This is a genomic window from Streptomyces sp. NBC_01264 (assembly GCF_026340675.1).
Lineage (GTDB): Bacteria > Actinomycetota > Actinomycetes > Streptomycetales > Streptomycetaceae > Streptomyces.
Genome location: NZ_JAPEOX010000001.1, coordinates 2484895 through 2503319 on the forward strand (window position 1 = coordinate 2484895; position 18425 = coordinate 2503319).

General features: G+C 73.5%; 14 protein-coding genes. 3 read left to right on the forward strand and 11 right to left on the reverse strand.

Annotation, left to right across the window (positions count from 1 at the left end; all coding sequences use genetic code 11):
- Positions 1–17: 17 nt before the first annotated feature.
- On the forward strand, positions 18–479 hold the full coding sequence (locus OG435_RS11390) for a MaoC family dehydratase (RefSeq protein WP_266876705.1): 462 nt from the start codon (positions 18–20) through the stop codon (positions 477–479).
- A 41-nt stretch (positions 480–520) separates the two neighbouring features.
- On the opposite strand, the gene OG435_RS11395 is transcribed toward OG435_RS11390, so the two are convergent.
- From OG435_RS11395 to OG435_RS11405, 3 genes are all read right to left on the reverse strand, one after another.
- Complete coding sequence (locus OG435_RS11395; RefSeq protein WP_266876706.1) at positions 521–1159, reverse strand: TetR/AcrR family transcriptional regulator; 639 nt, start codon at positions 1157–1159, stop codon at positions 521–523.
- Between the two features lie 62 nt (positions 1160–1221).
- Complete coding sequence (locus OG435_RS11400; protein WP_266876707.1) at positions 1222–1533, reverse strand: YiaA/YiaB family inner membrane protein; 312 nt, start codon at positions 1531–1533, stop codon at positions 1222–1224.
- A gap of 70 nt (positions 1534–1603) precedes the next feature.
- Positions 1604–2755, reverse strand: coding sequence for an acyl-CoA dehydrogenase family protein (locus OG435_RS11405; RefSeq protein WP_266876708.1), 1152 nt, complete (start codon positions 2753–2755; stop codon positions 1604–1606).
- A 77-nt stretch (positions 2756–2832) separates the two neighbouring features.
- Here OG435_RS11405 and OG435_RS11410 point away from each other — a divergent pair, with 77 nt between their 5' ends.
- Positions 2833–3489: a TetR/AcrR family transcriptional regulator gene (locus tag OG435_RS11410; RefSeq protein ID WP_266876709.1), complete on the forward strand. Its 657-nt coding sequence runs from the start codon at positions 2833–2835 to the stop codon at positions 3487–3489.
- A gap of 228 nt (positions 3490–3717) precedes the next feature.
- On the opposite strand, the gene OG435_RS11415 is transcribed toward OG435_RS11410, so the two are convergent.
- The 4 genes from OG435_RS11415 to OG435_RS11430 all read right to left on the reverse strand — a co-directional run bounded on the left by OG435_RS11415 (position 3718) and on the right by OG435_RS11430 (position 10267).
- Positions 3718–4797: a Zn-dependent alcohol dehydrogenase gene (locus OG435_RS11415; RefSeq protein WP_266876710.1), complete on the reverse strand. Its 1080-nt coding sequence runs from the start codon at positions 4795–4797 to the stop codon at positions 3718–3720.
- A gap of 41 nt (positions 4798–4838) precedes the next feature.
- A complete protein-coding gene (locus tag OG435_RS11420) occupies positions 4839–6251 on the reverse strand; it encodes an aldehyde dehydrogenase family protein (protein WP_266876711.1) in 1413 nt (470 codons plus the stop codon).
- A gap of 90 nt (positions 6252–6341) precedes the next feature.
- The gene (locus OG435_RS11425) at positions 6342–7793 is read right to left on the reverse strand and encodes a CitMHS family transporter (protein ID WP_266876712.1); all 1452 of its coding nucleotides are present in this window, start codon (positions 7791–7793) and stop codon (positions 6342–6344) included.
- A gap of 74 nt (positions 7794–7867) precedes the next feature.
- On the reverse strand, positions 7868–10267 hold the full coding sequence (locus tag OG435_RS11430; protein ID WP_266876713.1) for a molybdopterin oxidoreductase family protein: 2400 nt from the start codon (positions 10265–10267) through the stop codon (positions 7868–7870).
- A gap of 672 nt (positions 10268–10939) precedes the next feature.
- Here OG435_RS11430 and OG435_RS11435 point away from each other — a divergent pair.
- Positions 10940–12304, forward strand: coding sequence for an AMP-binding protein (locus OG435_RS11435; protein ID WP_266876714.1), 1365 nt, complete (start codon positions 10940–10942; stop codon positions 12302–12304).
- On the opposite strand, the gene OG435_RS11440 is transcribed toward OG435_RS11435, so the two are convergent.
- The 4 genes from OG435_RS11440 to OG435_RS11455 form a co-directional block, all read right to left on the reverse strand.
- Positions 12305–12925: a TetR/AcrR family transcriptional regulator gene (locus OG435_RS11440; RefSeq protein ID WP_266881634.1), complete on the reverse strand. Its 621-nt coding sequence runs from the start codon at positions 12923–12925 to the stop codon at positions 12305–12307.
- A 49-nt stretch (positions 12926–12974) separates the two neighbouring features.
- Positions 12975–14432, reverse strand: a complete 1458-nt coding sequence (locus OG435_RS11445; protein WP_266881636.1) for a hypothetical protein — start codon at positions 14430–14432, stop codon at positions 12975–12977.
- Positions 14433–14937: 505 nt separating this feature from the next.
- Entirely contained in the window at positions 14938–16158 is a 1221-nt protein-coding gene (locus OG435_RS11450) for a hypothetical protein (protein ID WP_430625609.1), read from the reverse strand.
- Positions 16155–18341, reverse strand: a complete 2187-nt coding sequence (locus OG435_RS11455; protein ID WP_266876715.1) for a right-handed parallel beta-helix repeat-containing protein — start codon at positions 18339–18341, stop codon at positions 16155–16157. Before OG435_RS11455 ends, OG435_RS11450 begins: the two co-directional genes overlap by 4 nt.
- Between the last annotated feature and the right edge of the window lie 84 nt (positions 18342–18425).

Sequence of the window (18425 nt, forward strand, 5' to 3'; positions counted from 1 at the left end):
CAGGGAGAGGTACGGGTATGTCCGAGCCGAGGATCTTCACGTCCGCCGAGGAGCTCACCGCCGGGATCGGCGCACCGCTCGGCCCGAGCGAGTGGCTGGAGGTGGACCAGAAGCGGATCGACCTCTTCGCGGACGCCACCGGGGACCACCAGTGGATCCACGTGGACCCGGAGCGGGCGGAGTCCGGACCCTTCGGTTCCACGATCGCGCACGGCTACCTCACACTGTCGCTGCTGCCGAGCCTGGTGCCGCAGATCATGCGGGTCGAGGGCATGCGGATGGGCATCAACTACGGGGTCGACAAGGTGCGTTTCCCGGCGCCGGTGCCGGTCGGTTCGCGGCTGCGCGCGACCGCGCTGATCACCGAGGTCGTGGAAGTGGGCGGCGGCGTCCAAGTGTCGGCCACCGTGACCGTCGAGCGCGAGGGCGGCGAGAAGCCCGTGTGCGTGGCGCAGTCGGTGTCCCGCTACTACTTCTGACCCGCGGCCAGTTCCGACCCGCGGCTCCTTCTGACCCGCGGCTACTTCTGAACGGCTTCCGGCCCGCCCGCGCCCACCATGCGGAGCACGAGACCGGCGTAGAGCGCGCCGACCTCGTCGGGCGTGCGGCTGCCGTCCGCGCTGAACCAGCGGGCGACGTCGATGCAGAGCGACAGCACGGCGAGGGTGGTGCCGGGGACGTCGGGGACGAAGAACTCCCCGGCCTCGACCCCTTCGGCGAGGATGCGGCGGATGGCCGCGTCGCTCCGCCGGCGCAGGGCCACGATCTCGGAGCGGTGCTCCGGAGCGAGAGCATCGAGCTCGTACTGGACCACGCGCGCGGTGGTGTGATGGGCCGCGTGCCACCGCACGAAGGACCGTACGGCCGCGTCGAGCCGGTCGGCGGCGCTGCCGGGCCCGGAGGCCGCGGTGTCCAGGATCTCCAGGGCCTTGTCGTGGCCGATCCGGCTGATCCGGTGGAGCAGCTCTTCCTTGGTCTTGTAGTGGATGTAGAGCGCGGCCGGGCTCATGCCGGCCCGCCCGGCGATGTCCCGCGTGGTGGTGGCGTGGTACCCGCGCTCCGCGAAGGCCTCCACGGCGGCGACGAGCAGCCGCCGCGCGGCGTCGGGGGTGACCTCCGACCACGGCCGGTAGCCACCGGTCTCCTCCACGCTGTCCATCGCTCGCCACCCTCTTCGGCCCGTAGGAATGAACAACACCTTACCGGAGGGTGAGCAAGCGCTTAGCGATCCTGCGGGGCGGACTGCTTCGGGGTGGCGAAGGGGTCGTAGCTCGTCATGATCTTCTCCATGCGGGCCTGGTCGACCCGGCTGACGATCTGGGTGACCTCCTGGCGGTCGCGGATCACCTTGGCGAGGGTGAAGGCCGAGGTGGTGAGGTAGAGGACGGCGATGCCGAGGAAGGCGCGGACCCAGCCGTCGGCCTCCATGTTGTAGATCCCCAGGGAGACCGCGCTGATGGCGACGCCGAAGGAGGCGACGGCCTGGCCGTAGTAGGCCCCGGTGTTCTGCTGCTTGACCTGTGTCTCGTTCATGGGTCCAGCTTCGGGCGCGCCGGGCGTCGGGACATCCGCGCGCGTACTCACGTACGTACTCAGAAAACCCTCAGAAGGCCGAAACCCCCGTGCGGGCACGGCCGATGAGGAGCTTCTGGATCTGGCTGGTGCCCTCGTAGAGGGTCATCACGCGGGCGTCTCGCAGCAGCTTTCCGGCCGGGTACTCGTCGATGTAGCCGTAACCGCCGTGCACCTGGAGGGCGTTGCTCGCGGCGCGCACCGCGGCCTCCGAGGCGAAGAGCTTGGCGGTGGAGGACTCGGTGGCGAACGGCTGCCCGCGGTCGATGAGATCGGCGACCCGCCAGGTCAGCAGCCGGGCCGCGTCCACGTCGACGGAGATGTCGGCGATCAGCTCCTGGACCAGCTGGTGGTGGGCGATCGGCTTGCCGAACTGCTCGCGCTGGGCCGCGTAGGAGACGGCCGCGTCCAGCGCGGCCTGGGCGATGCCGACGCAGCCGGCGGCGACGGACATCCGGCCCTTCGCGAGGGCCGACATGGCGACGGAGAAGCCCTTGCCCTCGGGGCCGAGCATCGCGGAGGCGGGCACGCGCACCCCGTCGAGGGCGAGTTCGGCGGTGGCCTGGCCGCGCAGGCCCAGCTTGCCGTGGATCTCGCGGCGGGTCAGGCCGGGGGCGTCGGTGGGCACCAGGAACGCGGAGATTCCGCGGTGGCCGGGGTCCTCGTTCGTGCGGGCGAAGAGGAGGACCACGTCGGCCCAGGTGCCGTTGGTGATGAACATCTTGCTGCCGCTGATGACGTACGCGTCATCCTCGCGCCGGGCGCGGGTGGTGAGGGCGGCGGCGTCGGAGCCGGTACCGGGCTCGGTGAGGCCGAAGCAGCCGAGGGCCTCGCCGGAGCACAGGCGGGGCAGCCAGGCGCGCTTCTGCTCCTCGCTCCCCCAAGCGGCGACGGTCTTGGCGACCAGCCCGAGGGAGACGGAGACGATGCCGCGCACGGCGGAGTCCCCGCGGCCGAGCTCCTCGGTGACCAGGACGTAGGAGAGGTGGTCCCCGCCGGAGCCGCCGTACTCCTCCGGAACGGTCAGGCCGAGGAAGCCGACGGAGCCGAGCTTCTTGACGATGGCCCGGTCCACGCTCTCGGCGCGGTCCCACTCGGCCGCGTACGGGGCGATCTCGCGCTCGGTGAACGCGCGGGCCAGATCGCGGACCGCGGACTGCTCCTCACTGAGCTCCAGATTCACCGGGCACCTCCGGGTGGGGACGGGGACGGGATCGGCCGTTAATTACCACCGCTAGTTTAAATGCGGCAGGCCTTACTATGTGGCGCATGGCCAGACCGCGCAAGCCCCTCCTCAGCAGATCCCGCATCGTCGAAGCGGCGGGCGCGCTGGTGGACGGCGAGGGGCTGGAGGCCGTCTCGACGCGACGGCTGGCGGCGGCGCTGGGGGTCAGCGGGCCGTCGCTGTACAACCACTTCCGCACGAAGGACGAGATCCTGGACGCGGTCGCGGACGCGGTGAGCGCACGGGTCGACCTGTCGATGTTCGAGCCCGGGGACGGCCGGGAATGGCAGGTCGCGCTGCGCGACTGGGCGCACTCCTACCGGGCCGCGCTGTCCGACCATCCGAACATCGTGCCGGTGCTGGCGCGCGGACCTGGCCGCAGGCCGGCCGGACTGCGGGTGGCGGACGCGGTGTTCGGGGCGATGACCGCGGCGGGCTGGCCGCCGGCGCAGGCGACCCGGATCGGCGCACTGATGCGGTACTTCATCCTCGGCTCGGCGGTGGGTTCCTTCGCCGGGGGTTTCGTGAACGACGAGACGGCATACGACCCGTCGGACTACCCGCACCTGGGCCAGGCCCACCTGCTGGCGGAGCGCCAGCAGGAGGTCGACGAGGGCGCCTTCGAAACGGGCCTGGCGGCACTGCTGGACGGCCTGGCCCTCCAGTACGCGGCGCTGCGGGAGAGCGCCTGACGGGCGGCCCCGGGGTCTTTCAGCCGTCCGACGCCTGAGGACCGGGGTCCGGGGTGCAGCCCCAGGGGGTCCGGGCGCAGCCCGGGGCCCCCTCCCAGCCCGTCCGGCGCTTGAGGACCGGGGTCCGGGCGGAGCCCGGCTGGGGGTCCCCCCGGACGGAATCTGGGGGATGCTGGAAGGGCGGGTAGGGGAACTCCGCCCCGCGGCCTCCCCGGACTCGGCCGGGTGTTAGAAGATCACCAGGGAGCGGCCGCCCTTGCCCGCCAGCATCGCGTCGAAGGCCGCGGGAATGCCGTCGAGGGTGATGCGGTCGGTGACGAGGGCGCCGAGGTCGAGGCGGCCCGCGCGGACGTGGGCGGCGATCACCGGGAGGTCGCGGGCGGGGTCGCTGTTGCCGTAGACGCAGCCGGTGAAGGTGCGGGCGAAGTGGAAGATCTCCAGGGCGTTGAAGGTGACCTGCTGCTCCTTGCCCCCGATGCCGACGACCGTCGTACGGCCGCCGCGCCGGGTGGACTCCCAGGCCGCCCGGATGCTCGCGGCCCGGCCGGCGCATTCGACGGCCACGTCCGCGCCCTGGCCGCCGGTCAGTGCACGGATGTCCTTGGGGGTGGTCTCGGAGGCGAGCAGGAACTCCGTGGCCCCGGCCGCCCGGGCCAGTTCCTCCTTGTCCGGGGAGACGTCGACGGCCACGATCGGGCCCGCCATCGCGATCCGGGCCGCCTGGACGGCGGCCAGGCCCACCCCGCCGACCCCGAAGACGGCCACCGACTCGCCGGGGCGGACCTGCGCGCTGTGGTGGACGGCTCCGTAGCCGGTGAGGACCGCGCAGCCGAGCAGTGCGGCCTCGGCGAGCGGGATTCCGGCGGGGGCGGGCAGGACGCAGTGGGCCGCGACGACCGTCTCCTCGGCGAAGGCGGCCACGTTCAGCCCGGGGTGCAGCTCGGCACCCAGGGCGTCGTGGGCGTACACCGCCCCGACCCCGGTGAGCGCCTTGGCGCAGAGCCAGACCTCGCCGATCGAGCAGTGGTGGCACTGTCCGCAGGACGGGGCCCAGTTGAGCACCACCCCGTCGCCGGGCGCGACGTGGGTGACCCCTTCGCCCACGGCGAGGACCGTGCCCGCGCCCTCGTGGCCGAGGACGGCGGGTACGGGGACCCGCATGGTGCCGTTGGTGAGGGAGAGGTCGGAGTGGCAGACCCCGGCGGCGGCGAGCCGCACCCGGACCTGGCCGGGGCCGGGTTCGGGCAGCACGATGTCCCGTATCTCCAGCGGGGCTCCGACGGCGGGCAGGATGGCGGCGCGGACCATGATCGTCGTCTCCGTGTGTGCGAGGTGGTGGGAGAAGCGGGCTAGAACTGCAGGGACTTGGTCTGGAGGTACTCGGCCAGGCCGTGCGGGCCCAGCTCGCGTCCCACGCCCGACTTCTTGTACCCGCCGAAGGGCGCCAGCGGGTTGAAGCGACCCCCGTTGATGTCCACCTGGCCGGTGTCCATCAGGCGCGCGAAGGCCACGGCCGTCTCCTCGTCCGCCGCCCAGACCGCCCCGCCCAGCCCGTAGTCGGTGCCGTTCGCGATGGCCAGGGCCTCTGCCTGGTCCTCGTAGGACAGGATCGACAGCACGGGGCCGAAGATCTCCTCCTGGGCGATGGTCATCCCGGGCGTGACGTCGGCGAAGACGGTCGGGGCGATGAAGTACCCCTGCTCGTGCGGCGCCTCGGGGCCGCCCGCGACGAGGCGCGCGCCCTCCTCCACGCCCTTGGTGATGAAGCCGCGGACGCGGTCGCGCTGCTTGGAGCTGACGACCGGGCCGAGGCGGGTGCCCGGGTCGAGGGGGTCGCCGGAAGCGTACTTGGCCGCGGCGGCGGCCGCGAGGGAGACCGCCTCCTCGTACTCGTCCCGGTGGACGAGCATGCGGGTGAGCGCGTTGCAGCTCTGGCCGGCGTTGTTCATGACGTGGCCCACGCCCGCGGCGACGGCCTTGGCGAGGTCGGCGCCGGGCAGGATGACATTGGCCGATTTGCCGCCCAGCTCCAGGGCGACCCGCTTGACGGCGGCGCCGGCGGTGGCGCCGATCTGCTTGCCGACGGCGGTGGATCCGGTGAAGGAGACGAGGTCGACTCCCTCGTGCGCGGCCAGGGCCTGGCCGGCGACCGGTCCGGTGCCGGTCACCAGGTTGAAGACCCCGGCCGGGATCCCCGCCTCGTGGACGGCGTCGGCGAAGAGCTGTGCGGTCAGCGGGGTGTCCTCGGCGGGCTTGAGGACGATGGTGCAGCCGGCGGCGAGAGCGGGTGCCACCTTGGCAACGATCTGGTGCAGCGGGTAGTTCCAGGGGGTGATCGCCCCGACGACGCCGACCGGCTCCAGCAGCACGGTCGAGTTCCCGATCCGCTCCTCGAAGGCGTACGAGGCCCCGAGCTCGGCGTAGGAGGAGGCCACGGCGATCGGCGCCCCGACGTGGACCATCTCCGAGAACCCCAGCGGCGAGCCCAGCTCGGCGGTGATGGTCCCGGCTATCTCCCCCTTGCGGGCGACCAGTACGTCGCGCAGGGCCCCGATGAGGGCGGCCCGCTCGGCCGGAGCCGTGGCCGCCCAGGCCGGGAAGGCCGCGCGAGCCGCTCGTACGGCCGCGTCCACGTCCTCGGCCGTACCGGCCGGGACCGAGGCGATGGGCCGCTCGTCGGCCGGGTTGAGGACCTCGATGCGGTCGTGGCCGAGGGCGGCCCGCCACTCGCCGCCGATGTACATCCCGTCGTGGGCCTTCATGGCAATCCTCCCGAGCACGCGCGAACCTGACGTCGCCAACACCCTACAAACTAGCGCCGGTAGTTTTGTGTGCGCCAGGGGCGGACGGGGTCAGATGATGCCGAAAAGCATCCCTGCCGCCAGGACCACCAGCGAGGTCAGGGCCGCCCATTTCACGGTGAACCGGGTGTGGTCGCCGAACTCGACCTTGGCCATGCCCACGAGGACGTAGACGGCCGGAACGAGCGGGCTCGACATGTGCAGGGCCTGCCCGACCAGGGAGGCGCGGGCGATTTCGAGCGGGGAGACCCCGTGCGCGGCGCCGGCCTCGGCGAGGACCGGCAGGACGCCGAAGTAGAAGCCGTCGTTGGACATGAAGTAGGTGAGGGGGAGGCTGAGCAGGCCGGTGACCAGGGCCATGTGCGGGCCCATGCCCTCGGGGACGGCGCCGACGAGCCAGTCGGCCATGTGCTTGACCATGCCGGTGCCGGTGAGGACGCCGGTGAAGACGGCTGCGGCGAAGACCATTCCGGCGACGTTCAGGACGTTGTCGGCGTGGGCCGCGATCCGGGCCTTCTGGTCCGGCATGTGGGGGAAGTTGACGGTGAGGGCGAGGGCGGCCCCGAGGAGGAAGAGCACCGGGATCGGGAGCAGTTCCATGATCATGGCGGTGAGCAGGGCGACGGTCAGGCCCGCGTTGAACCAGTAGAGGCGGGGACGCAGGGTCGGACGGTGCGGGTCGAGCCCCTGGAAGCCGTCCCCGGCGGGGGCGGTCTCCGCGGCGGGGGCGCCCTCCCCGGCGGGGCCGGACGGGGCGGAGCCGGTGGAGGGAGCACCCGTGCCCCTGCCGGGGGCCGGGCCCGTACCGGCGGCGGGACCCGTACCGGCCGCGACCAGGAGTTCCTCGGCCGGCGCCGCCGACCGCCCGGTGTCGCCGGGGAGGGTCAGCAGGCCGAGTCGGCGGCGTTCCTTGATGCCGAGGACGTAGGCCAGGACGAAGACGGCGAGCAGACCCACGGCGAGCGCGGGAATCATCGGTACGAAGATGTCACCGGCGTCGAGCTTGAGCGCGGTGGCGGCGCGGGCGGTGGGGCCGCCCCAGGGCAGGGTGTTCATGACGCCGTTGGCGGTGGCCGCCACACCGGTCATGACCACCAGGCTCATCCCCAGGCGCTTGTAGAGCGGGTACATCGCCGAGACGGTGATCATGAAGGTGGTCGAGCCGTCACCGTCGAGCGAGACGATGGCGGCGAGGACGGCGGTGCCGACGACGACGCGCATCGGGTCGGCCCTGCAGAAGCGCAGGATGCCGCGGACGATCGGGTCGAAGAGGCCGACGTCGATCATCACGCCGAAGTAGACGATGGCGAACATCAGCATCGCGGCGGTCGGCGCGAGCTTCCCGACCCCGTCGATGACGTAACCGCCGAGCTGCGCGCCCTGACCGGCGAACACGCAGAACAGCGCGGGGATGAGGACGAGCGCCGCGATGGGCGACATTTTCTTCAGCATGATCAGGACCAGGAAGGTCGCGATCATGGCGAAGCCGAGGAAGGTCAGCATGTGGGGGAACCTAGGTGCCTCCTCCGGGGGTCAACAAGACGTCCGAGCGTGAGCAATACGAGCAAAACCCCAGCTCAGGGGATGGGTGTCAGTTCGACGGGGAAGCCGTTGAGCACGGCCGTCCCGGAGAGCGGGTCGAGTCGGCTGCCGTCGAGGAGCTGGTTGACGTTGACTCCGGGCGCGGCGGCGGCCACCGACAGGCGGGTGCCGGAGCGGTCGTGACCCCAGCCGTGCGGGAGGCTCACGACTCCCGCACGGAGAGTGTCGGTGACCTCCACGGGAACCTCCAGGCTGCCCCCGTCGGCGGTGATGCGGGCCGGGTGCCCGTCGGTGAGGCCGAGCCGGGCGGCGTCGTCCGGGTGGACCTGGAGGGTGCAGCGGTTGGAACCTCCGGCGAGGGCCGGGACGTTGTGCAACCAGCTGTTGTTGGACCGCAGGTGGCGGCGGCCCACGAGCACCAGGGCGGCGGGGCGTTCGGCCAGCGTCCCGCGCAGCCTGGGGAGTTCGGCCGCGATCGGGTCCGGCAGGAGCTCGATCCTGCCGCTGCGCGTCCCGAGCAGGCCGGGGAGCCGGGGCCGCAGCGGGCCCAGGTCGATTCCGTGCGGGTGCGCGCGCAGTCGCGCCAGGCCGAGGCCGCCCGGGGCGGAGGGGTCCGGGGCGTTGGAGTCCGGGGCGCCGGACTCCGGGGCGTTGGAGTCCGGGGCGTTGGAGTCCGGGGCTTCGGGGCTCGGGGCTTCGGGGCCCGGGACCGGGATCGCCGCGCTGTCGGGTGTGCCCGCGCTGGTTCCCGTAGCGGCGCTTCCGGGCAGGTCGGCGGCCTCGGCGAAGCGGTCTCCGTAGGGGCCGAGCCGGAGCATCAGGTCGAGGCGGCGCTCGGGGCCGCTGTCGCCCACGAGCAGCCCGGCGAGGCGCGCCGGGTCCTGGCCGCGCAGGGGGGAGTCCGGGTCGGCGCACTCCCTGGCGAGGGTGGTCCCGATGGCCAGGTCGTCCACGGCGACCGGGGCGGTTCCGTGCATGCCGGAGACGGCGAGCACGAGACGGGCCTGGATCTCGCACTCGTCCATGTGCCCTTCCTCGAGCGGGACGGCGGGCGGCGAATAGCGGACCTGGTTGCGGATGGCGAAGGTGTTGAAGGCGAAGTCGAAGTGGGCGCTCTGCGAGGGCGGCGGCGGGGGCAGCACCACGTGGGCGTGGCGCGAGGTCTCGTTGAGGTACGGGTCGACGCTGATCATGAAGTCGAGCCCGGCCAGGGCCGCGTCGAGGCGCCGGCCGTCGGGGGCGGACAGTACGGGGTTCGCCGCGATGGAGACGAGGGCCCGGATCCGCCCCTCCCCGGGGGTGTCGATCTCCTCCGCCAGGGCGGACAGCGGGAATTCGGCCTTGGCCTCGGGGTGGCCGCTGACCCGGCTGTGCCAGCGGCCGAGGCCGAAGCCCTTGCCGGGTCCGGCCGGCCGGGGTGCGCGGTCGGTCGCGGACAGCGGGAACAGGGCTCCGCCCGGCCGGTCGAGATTGCCGGTCAGGACGTTCAGTACGTCGACCAGCCAGCTGGCGAGCGTGCCGTACTCCACGGTGCAGCTGCCGATCCGCCCGTAGACGGCGGCGGTCGGCGCGGCCGCGAGGTCGCGGGCGAGGGCGCGGATCTCTTCGGCCGTGAGGTCGCAGGCGGGGGCGACGGCCTCGGGAGTGAAACTACCGAGCGCTTCGCGGAGTTCCCCGATCCCCTGCGTGTGTTCCGCGAGCACGCCCGGATCGGCGAGCTCCTCGGCGAGCAGGGTGTTCGCCAGGGCCGCGAGCAGCAGGGCGTCGCTGCCGGGGCGCGGTGCGAGGTGGCGGTCGGCGAGTTTGGCGGTACGGGTGCGGCGCGGATCCACGACGACGAGGGTGCCGCCCCGGGCGCGGAGCGCCTTGAGGCGCCCGGGGAAGTCGGGTGCGGTGCACAGGGAGCCGTTGGACTCGACCGGATTCGCCCCGAGGAGCAGGAGGAAGTCGGTGCGGTCGAGGTCCGGGACGGGGATGGCGAAGGGATCCCCGAAGAGCAGCCCGCTGGAGACGTGTTTGGGCATCTGGTCGAGGGTGCTGGCGGTGAAGAGGTTGCGGGTGCCGAGGGCCTTGAGGAGCAGCGGGGGGTAGAGCTGGCCCGCCATGGTGTGGACGTTCGGGTTGCCGAGGACCACGCCGACGGACTGGGGCCCGTGCGCCTGCACGAGGGCGGGGACCGCGTCGGCGATGGCCCGGAAGGCCTCCTCCCAGGTGGCCTCGCGGAGACGGCCGTCGCGTCGCACGAGGGGGGTGCGCAGGCGGTCGGGGTCGGCGTCGAGGCCGCCGAAGGCGGCACCCTTGGGGCAGATGAAGCCGCGGCTGAACACGTCGTCACGGTCCCCTCGGGCTCCGGTGACGGTGGTGCCTTCGATGGTGAGCGTGAGCCCGCAAGTGGCTTCGCAGAGGGGGCAGATGCGCAGGGCGGTGCGGGGCATGGGCCCTCCAGGGGCAACAGGCTGCGGCACGGGGCACGGGCACCGGACCCGCGCGAGCGGCACCGAGCATACCGACCGGTAGGGACGGCGGGGAGGGTCCGCGACTGACGGAATCCGGGGACGGGGTCGGAGCGGGGCGGGCCCGGGGGCCGGGTCGGGACTGCCGGGAACCACCGGGACCGTTGCCCGGGCCGAGTCCAGCGCCCAGGCCCGGGCCGGGGCCGGTGCCCGGGCCAGGGCCGGTACCCAGGCAGGGGCCGGGGCCGGGGCCGGGTCGGGGTCGGGGGCGGGGTCGGGGTGGGACAAGGGCCCGGGTCAGGGCCGCCGAGACCCGCCGAGGCCGTTGCCCGGGCCGGGGCCGGGCCGGGGCCGGGCCGGGGCCGGGCCGGGCCGGGGCCGGGGCCGCTCGGGGAGGCGACGAATGGCCGCGGAGAACGGCGCGAGCCGATGCACGGGGAAAAGTCTCCGCCGGGGTGCCTCCGTAAGGAGCCGGCTGGCCGCGCATGCTCTCCCCGCCCGGTCGCGCATTCGCGCATTCGCGCCCGCCACCGGATATCCCCCACCGTTCACGCTGGTCAGCGGCCCCCGTTGGGCCTTCCGCTGACGCGATTCAGCGCCCTTGGTCGGGAAAGCGCATTGCCCCCCGGGGGCGGGGACGGATTGGATCGCCGAATGACATCCATGCTCGACGGCTGTACGCCCTGGCCCGAGGAATTCGTCGACTACTACTGGGCGTCCGGCCACTGGCGGGGCAACACGCTGGACAACCTGCTGCGCGGCTGGGCCGTGCAGTTCGGGCCGCGGACCGCGCTCGCCCACGGCGACACCCGCATCACGTACGCGGCCCTGAACCGCCGGGTCGGCCGCATGGCCGCCGGGTTCCGGCTGCGCGGCCTGCGGCCCGGGCAACGGGTCCTCGTCCAGCTGCCCGACGTACCCGAGCTCGTGGTCACCGTGTTCGCCCTGATGCGCGCCGGCGTGGTCCCCGTGATCTGCCCGATCTCGCACCGTGTCGCCGAGGTGTCCCACGCCGTACAGGTATCCGAGGCCACCGGCTACATCGGCCCCGCGACGTACCGCGGCTTCGACCACACGGCGATGGCCGCCGACATCGCGGCCCGAGGCCCCTTCCTGCGCCGGGTGTTCACCTTCGAGGCGCCGGGCTCCTCGGACCCGTACGGCGGATTCACGACCGACCCGTCGGGCTGTCACTACTTCCCGCTGCACTCCCTCGACTCGCCGCCCGAGCCGGCGCTCGCGCTGAGCGCCGGGCAGGTGGCGTTCTTCCTGGTCACGGACGGCGCCGGAGAGGCGCCCAAGCTGGTTCCGCGCACCCACAACGACTACGCCTACCAGGCGCGGGCCGCGGCCGAGCTGGTGGCGCTCACCCAGGACGACGTGTACCTCGCCGCGCTGCCCTCCGACCTCAACCTCAACCTCGCCTTCGGCGGGCCCGGCATCATCGGCACCTTGACCTTCGGCGGCACCATCGTCCTGGTCGAGGACCCGGAACCCGCCGCGCGCCTGGCGGCCGTCGCGCGCGAGCGGGTCACCGTCGCCGCGCTGACGCCGGACACCGCCCGCCTCTGGCTCGACGCACGTACAGAGGCCGGCGCGGACGTGAGCAGCCTGCGGCTCGTTCAGATCGGCGGCAGCACGCCACCCCTGGACCGCGCGACCGCCGAACGGGTGGGCTCCGAGTGGGGCTGCCGCCTCCAGCAGGCCTTCGGTACGGACGAGGGGCTCCTCACCCTCACCCGGCCCGGCGATCCCGACGAGACCGTACTCACGACGCAGGGCCGTCCGCTCTCCCCCGACGATCAGATCCGCGTCGTCGACGTCGACGGCGGGGAACTCCCCGACGGGGAACCGGGCGAACTCCTCGCCCGCGGCCCCTACACCGCACGCGGCTACTACCGGGCGCCCGCCCTCAACGCGCGCTCCTTCACCGCCGACGGCTACGCGCGCACCGGCGTCCTCGCCCGGCGCACACCGGACGGCAACCTGGTGGTGACCGGCCGCCTCCGGACGGCCTGATCAGTCCAGGACGCGTGCGAGGTAGGCGTGCATCATCGCGCGGGTCTCGGCGACGATGTCGGGGTCGCCGGCCGGGTCGTTGCGGAAGGCGAGCTGGATCAGGGCGTCCGTGGCCTCGACCGCGATCAGGACGGACCGCTCCAGGACGGCGTCCTGGGTGAGGCAGAGGTGGGCGCCGAGCAGTTCGGTGAGGCGGACGGCGACCAGGTGGTTGGGGTCGGACGCGGGCCCTTCGGACGGCGGCGCCGGCACCCCGAAGTCGACGAGGGCGAAGCCGGGCACGCTGCGCTTCATGACCAGGTACTCGTCCAGCACCGCGTCGACGACCGGGCGCCAGTCGGTGCCGGGGAGGTCCGCGAGCCGCTGCTCGATGCCGTCGGCGTACCGGTCGAGGTTGCGGTGGGCCAGGGCGATGGCCATGGCCCGCTTGTTGCCGAAGAAGCGGTAGACCGAGCCGATCGGCACACCGGCCCGCAGGGCCACGGCCCGGGTGCTGAGGTTCTCGTAGCCGGTCTCGTCGAGGAGTTCCGCACAGGCGTCGAGGATCCGGGCGAGGCGGTCGGCGCTGCGCTGCTGGATCGGTGTCCGGCGCAGGGGGTGGGCTGGGGGCACGGGGTCCATCATGCCGCTCCTGGGTCCACGGGTCTGCGGCGGTACCGGTTCGGCCGTCTCAGTTCAGCAGCAGGCTGAGGCCGCCCACCGTGTACGTGATCATCAGCGCGAGCATCGGCAGTTGCCCGGCGACGGCTTTCGCGGGCGGGAAGAGGCGTACGGAGCGGTCGTGCGCGGCGATCACTCCGAGCACGTGACCGGTCACGACGGCGATCACCTGGAGGGCGGCGAGGCCGCCGGGACCCAAGGGGGACAAGGGTTCGGGGGCGTTGTCAGTGCCCACTGCCATGATTACCGTGCGTGGTCCTTCGGTGACCAGGAGGGAGAAATAGTGGGCGACGAGATAGCCGAGGGCGATCGGTACGAGTGAGTGCGCGAAGGCGGTCAGCGGGCCGGGGTGCGGGCCGCAGACGAGGCGGGTGAGCGCCGCGCAGAGGCAGTAGAGGGTGGCGACGAGCGCGATGGCTCCGAGCAGTCCGAGGGTGGCCGCCGAGGTGCGGCCGAGGGGGGAGGTCTGGATCGCGTTGATCCACGAGGGGTTGTCGGAGAAGCCGTCGTAGGCGGTGGATCCGAGCAGGACGCAGACGGTGGCGACGAGTCCGGGCCGCTCGGGCGTCGCGTCGAGTCCGTGGAAGGGGTTACGGAGGACCAGGCGGCCGTCGCTGCGACGACCGAGGGGGGAGAGCCGGGCCAGGAGGGCGGAGTACGCCTCGAAGGCGTCCGCGTCGTCGAACCAGCCTTCGCCGTAGCGGGCGGCGAGCAGGAGCTGGACGGCGGCGTAGCCGGTCAGGGCGATCAGGAGGGTGGTGGTGGAGGCGGGGTCGGGAGAGACGAGCTCGAGCCAGGTGAAGGCGAACAGCCCGGCGGCGGCAGGCCATTGCCCGAGCCGGGCGGGGAGCGGGCGGTGCGGTCGGGCCTTCGGTCCGGGGGGCGGCGGGAGCGGGGGCTCCGGGCTGGACGGATCCGGCACCACGGCGAGGTGCGGTGACGGGCGGCGCGGGCTCCGGGAGTTCGCGGCGGCCGTGGCGGCGGCGCCGGCGGCAAGAGCGGTTGCCGGACGGGCCGTACGGAGCCTCTGCGACAGCCTGGCGAGGAGCCGGTGCAGGGTGCGGAGCGGGTTGAGGAGGCGCCAGACGGGGCCGAGGAGGAGGGAGGCGGGGACGAGGCCGACCCAGAGCAGGACGTAGACGGCGCCGGGTGCGGGGTTGCGGGCGGGGTCGTCGGGGCCGAGGAGGAGGTGCAGGAGGACGGCGAGCGCGGCCGCGAGGCCGAGCCCGCGCAGGGCGGTGCGGGTGGCCGGCGCGTCGGCCACCCGCTGGATCCCGGCGGGCAGGGCCAGACCGGAGCGGTCGCCGCGGAAGCGGGAGGCGGACCAGAGGAGACCCAGTGCGAGGAAGGAGACGAAGAGCGCGGTGAAGGCGCCGGCGAAGGCGTAGAACGGCGAGATCGGCAGATCGTGCTGCGAGCCGATGCCGTGCGCGAGCACGGTGAGCGGACCGGCCGGGTGAAGGACCACGCCCTGCCCGGCCCCGCCACCGGCCGCCACGTACTCAAGGGCCTCCGGCCCGTACCCGGTCACCTCCGCACCCCCGAGCCGGGATCCGGGGCCGGGGCCGGGGTCCGGCCCGGAGCCAAGGTCCGGCCCGGGACCAGGGTCCCGCCCGGAGCCAAGGTCCGGGCGGGAGCCAAGGTCCGGCCCAGAGCCGGGGTCCCGCCCGGAGCCAAGGCCCCGCCCGGGACCGGCGATTCAGTCCTGGCCACCGACGCGGCCTGGATCTGGCCCGGAGCCAGGGTCCGGCCCAGAGCCAAGATCCGGCCCAGGACCGGGGGCCGACTCGGGACCGGGGGCCGGCCCAGGACCGGGGGCCGACTCGGAACCGGGGGCCGACTCGGGACCGGGGGCCGGCCCAGGACCGGGGGCCGGGTCGGGGGCAGGGGTCGGGTCGGGGGCGGTGGTGTGGGACGGGCCATCGGTGCGGCGGCCTGGGGCTGGGGCGGCTCCGCGTGGCGGGGTGGTGGGGTCATCGGACGAGGAGTTGGGTCAGGACGAGGTCGGACTCGTGGGTCTCCACCTCGAAGAGGCCCGTGCGGTCGGCCGTCAGGGTCAGGGTGGCCTCCTGGCCTGCCGGCAGGGTGAGTTCCTTGTCGAAGCCGTGGACGTGCAGGGTGTCCGCGCGGTCGCTGGTGACCCGTAGGGCCACGCGTTCGCCTCGGGTCAGCTCGACCCGGCCCGGGGCCGGGCTGACCTTGCCGTCCCGCACGGTGATGGTCACCGTGCGGTCGGCCCGCTCCGCCTCCGGGGTCCCGGGTGGCGGTGCGGCCGGGGTGTGGGTGTGGGTGTGGGTGGACGGGCCGGATTCTGCGGCGAGTTCGAGGGTCGCTTCGACCGGCTTGCCCGCCACCGCCCAGGCCGTGTGGTCGTCCGCGTAGAGGCGGACCGTCAGGGTGTGCGTGCCCTCCGGCACCTGCGCGGCGGGCAGGTGGAACCAAGGGCCGTACAGGCGCGCCAGTTTGCGGCCGTCCAGCTCTAGGTGCGCATGGCCGGCGCCCGGGAGGGCGGCGCCGCCGGTGCTGTCGGGGGTGAAGCGGAAGTTGGTCACCGCCAGTTGGAGGTTCCAGCCGTCCTCGGAGTCCGGCCGGGCGGTGAGCCGGACCTCCGGCGCGCCCTCGGCCGGGACCTCGCGGAGCCGGTGGCCCGCGCCGTCGTCGGCGGTGAGCAGGGTTCCGACCTTCCCGGAGGCCTGCTCGTGGGTGGTGCCGGGCTTGTGGTGGGTGGTGGCCCGCCCACCGCAGCCCGTCGCCGCGCCGCCGGCCAGGAGCAGGGCCAGGGCGAGCAGCGCCGCCGCGCGGCCCGTCCGGCGGGACGGACCGGACGGATGGGACCGGCGGGGCGGCGTACCGCAGACGTCGCACCAGATCCGACTGCCGGGGCGGTCGCCCGGGTGCCCCGCGTCGCCCAGGTGCGCCGGGTGCCCCGGGTGGCCCGGGTGGCCCACGTGGCCCACGTCGCCCATGTGGCCCACGTCGCCCCCGTCGCCCCCGTGGCCCGCGTCGCCCGGGTGGCCCGGGTGGCCCGGGTGGCTCGGGTGGCCCGGGTGGCCCGGGTGGCTCGGGTGGCTCGGGTGGCCCGGGTGGCTCGCGTGGCCCCCGTCGCCCGCGTGGCCCCCGTCGCCCGGGTGCGCCGGGTGGCCCGGGTGCCCCGCGTCGCCCGGGTGCGCCGGGTGCCCCAGGTGGCCCGTCACGGCTGGTCTCCCCTGGCAGGGGCGCCGCCCGCGGCACCGTCCGCGCCCGCGGCCTCGCCCGAGGCTTCGGCCTCTGCGCTGCGCGTCGGGGGCGGGCCCGCGGGGACGGGGACCCGGTCGCCGGCCGGATCGCCGCCCGGGCCTGCCGGGCGGGCCGGGGTGCCGCCCGTCAGGCCCGGGCGGGCGGCTGCGATGACGGCCCAGAGGACCCAGATCACCGCGACGAGGGACCGTATCCAGGCGGGGCCGAGCGGGATCCAGGGGATCATCAGGACGGCCTTGTCGAAGGCGTCGAGGAGGGTGAGCGCACCGAGGAGCAGGGTCAGGCGGGCGAGCCAGGGCCGGGTGGGGCGCAGGGCGAGGCCGGTGCCGGTCCACCCCAGGCCGAGGCAGAGCAGGGCCAGGGCCGGGACGAAGGTGCCGACCAGGCCCATCGTGGAGCCGGCCACGTCCAGGGCCAGGCCCGCGAGGCCGAGCAGCGCCGCCACCGCGGCCGGGCGCGAGCCGCGCAGCCGGCGCCACCACAGGAGGCCGCCGACCAGGAGAAGGACCGCCGCGACGGCGAGGGCGAGCTGGGTCTCCACCCGCTGCAGGCCCCGGGAGCCGTACCAGTCGCAGCCGGCCGGGAGTTTGCGCGCCTGGACGCTGTAGTCGGCGCAGACGAGGAGCTGGGCCAGCTTCACCGGTTCCCCGGCCAGCCGGGCCGAGGCGCCGGAGACCGCGCCGCGGCGCTCCCCGCACTGCGGGAGCGTGCCCGGGGTGGAGCCGTCGGGGCCCTGCTGCCAGCAGTTGCCCCGGCCCTGGCCGTCCCACCACACGTCCATGCCGTTGGGGCGGGAGGCCCCGGACTTGTCCTTGCCGATGATGTTGCCGGCGTAGCGGTTGTGGTGGGAGGTGTCGGCCTGCTTGGACAGCTTCTCCTCGCCGCGGATGAAGGCGGGCACGGCCGAGAGGAAGAAGCCCGCGCGCTTGTGGCCGTAGACCCAGTTGTTCTCGTAGAGGTTCCAGTTGCCGCCGGCGGTGATGATGCCGGTGCCGGGGGGCATGGAGATCTGCGGGCAGACCACGCCCTGCTCGTAGCCGCGCTCGACGGGCGGTTTGGCGCAGGTGCCGTCCGCGACGTAGTGGTAGTAGTCGGCGTTGTTGTCGTGGATCAGGTTGCGTTCGAAGCGGGCGTGGTTCTGCGGGAGTCCGGGGTGGCCGGGGAAGGCGCTGTCCATCGAGGCCCCGCCCATGTTCTGGTCGAACTCGTTGTCGTGCACGTACACCGAGTCGCCCGCGGTACCGGAGTAGCCGACCATGTTGTGGTGGCTGCGGCAGCCGGTGATCTCGATGGAGTAGCGGGGGACGTCGTAGCCGCGGCCGTCGTTGATGTTCGAGGCGCTGCCGGGGTAGATGCCGGAGTCGCCGTTGCCGTAGGACTCGCAGTTCTTGTACAGCCCGTGGTCGCTGGCGAAGGTCAGGAAGCCGTACTCGTCGTTCCAGCGGGTCAGCACGTCGTCGATGACGAAGCCGTCGCCCGCGAGGACGTAGAGCGAGTTGAAGGTGGTGCGCTGGGCGGTGAAGTTGCGGAAGTAGATGCCGTTGGACTTGTCCGCGCGGATCCCGTTCAGCTTCTGGTACTTGGCGTCGATGACCACGTCCTGGCGGGAGGCTCCGGTGCCTTCGATCTGGAGGTCGGTCTTGCCGAGGATGGCCACGAGGTTCTGGTTGTGGCGGCAGGCCACCTGCTGCTCGTAGGTCAGGATCTGGTAGCCGAGCGAGGAGTTGGGCGCCTTGAGCGCGGCGCACTCCCCGGTCGGCGCGGGGAGCGAGGGCTCCTCCTCGTAGAGGCCGGGGAGGATCGCGATGTTCATCCCCGGTCGGTCCACGGCGTCGACCGCCGCCTGGAGGTCGCGGAAGCCGTTCTTCTCGCAGCGTTCGTAGAGGGCGAGGTTGCGCTGCTTGAGGGGGTCGGGGAAGGCGGATATCCGGCGTTCGAAGGCAGGCCGGTCGGTCTTGCAGACGATCAGGTCAGGCTCGCCCGCGCGGTAGACGGGTACGGAGCCGGTGCCGTCGGGGAGCTCGACGGGGCGCTCCTCGTGCGCGCTCGCGGCGGGCGCGGCGACGAGGAGTGACAGAAGCGCAAGGAGGGCGGCGAGGAGCGCCGCCGGCACGGCAGGAAACCTGCGGGTCCACGACATGCGCGTGAGAGTAGAGCAATGTTCATCTTTTGGGATCCCCTCGCGCAGGAACAGGCCTGCGCAGACCCTTCCGCCGACCGACCG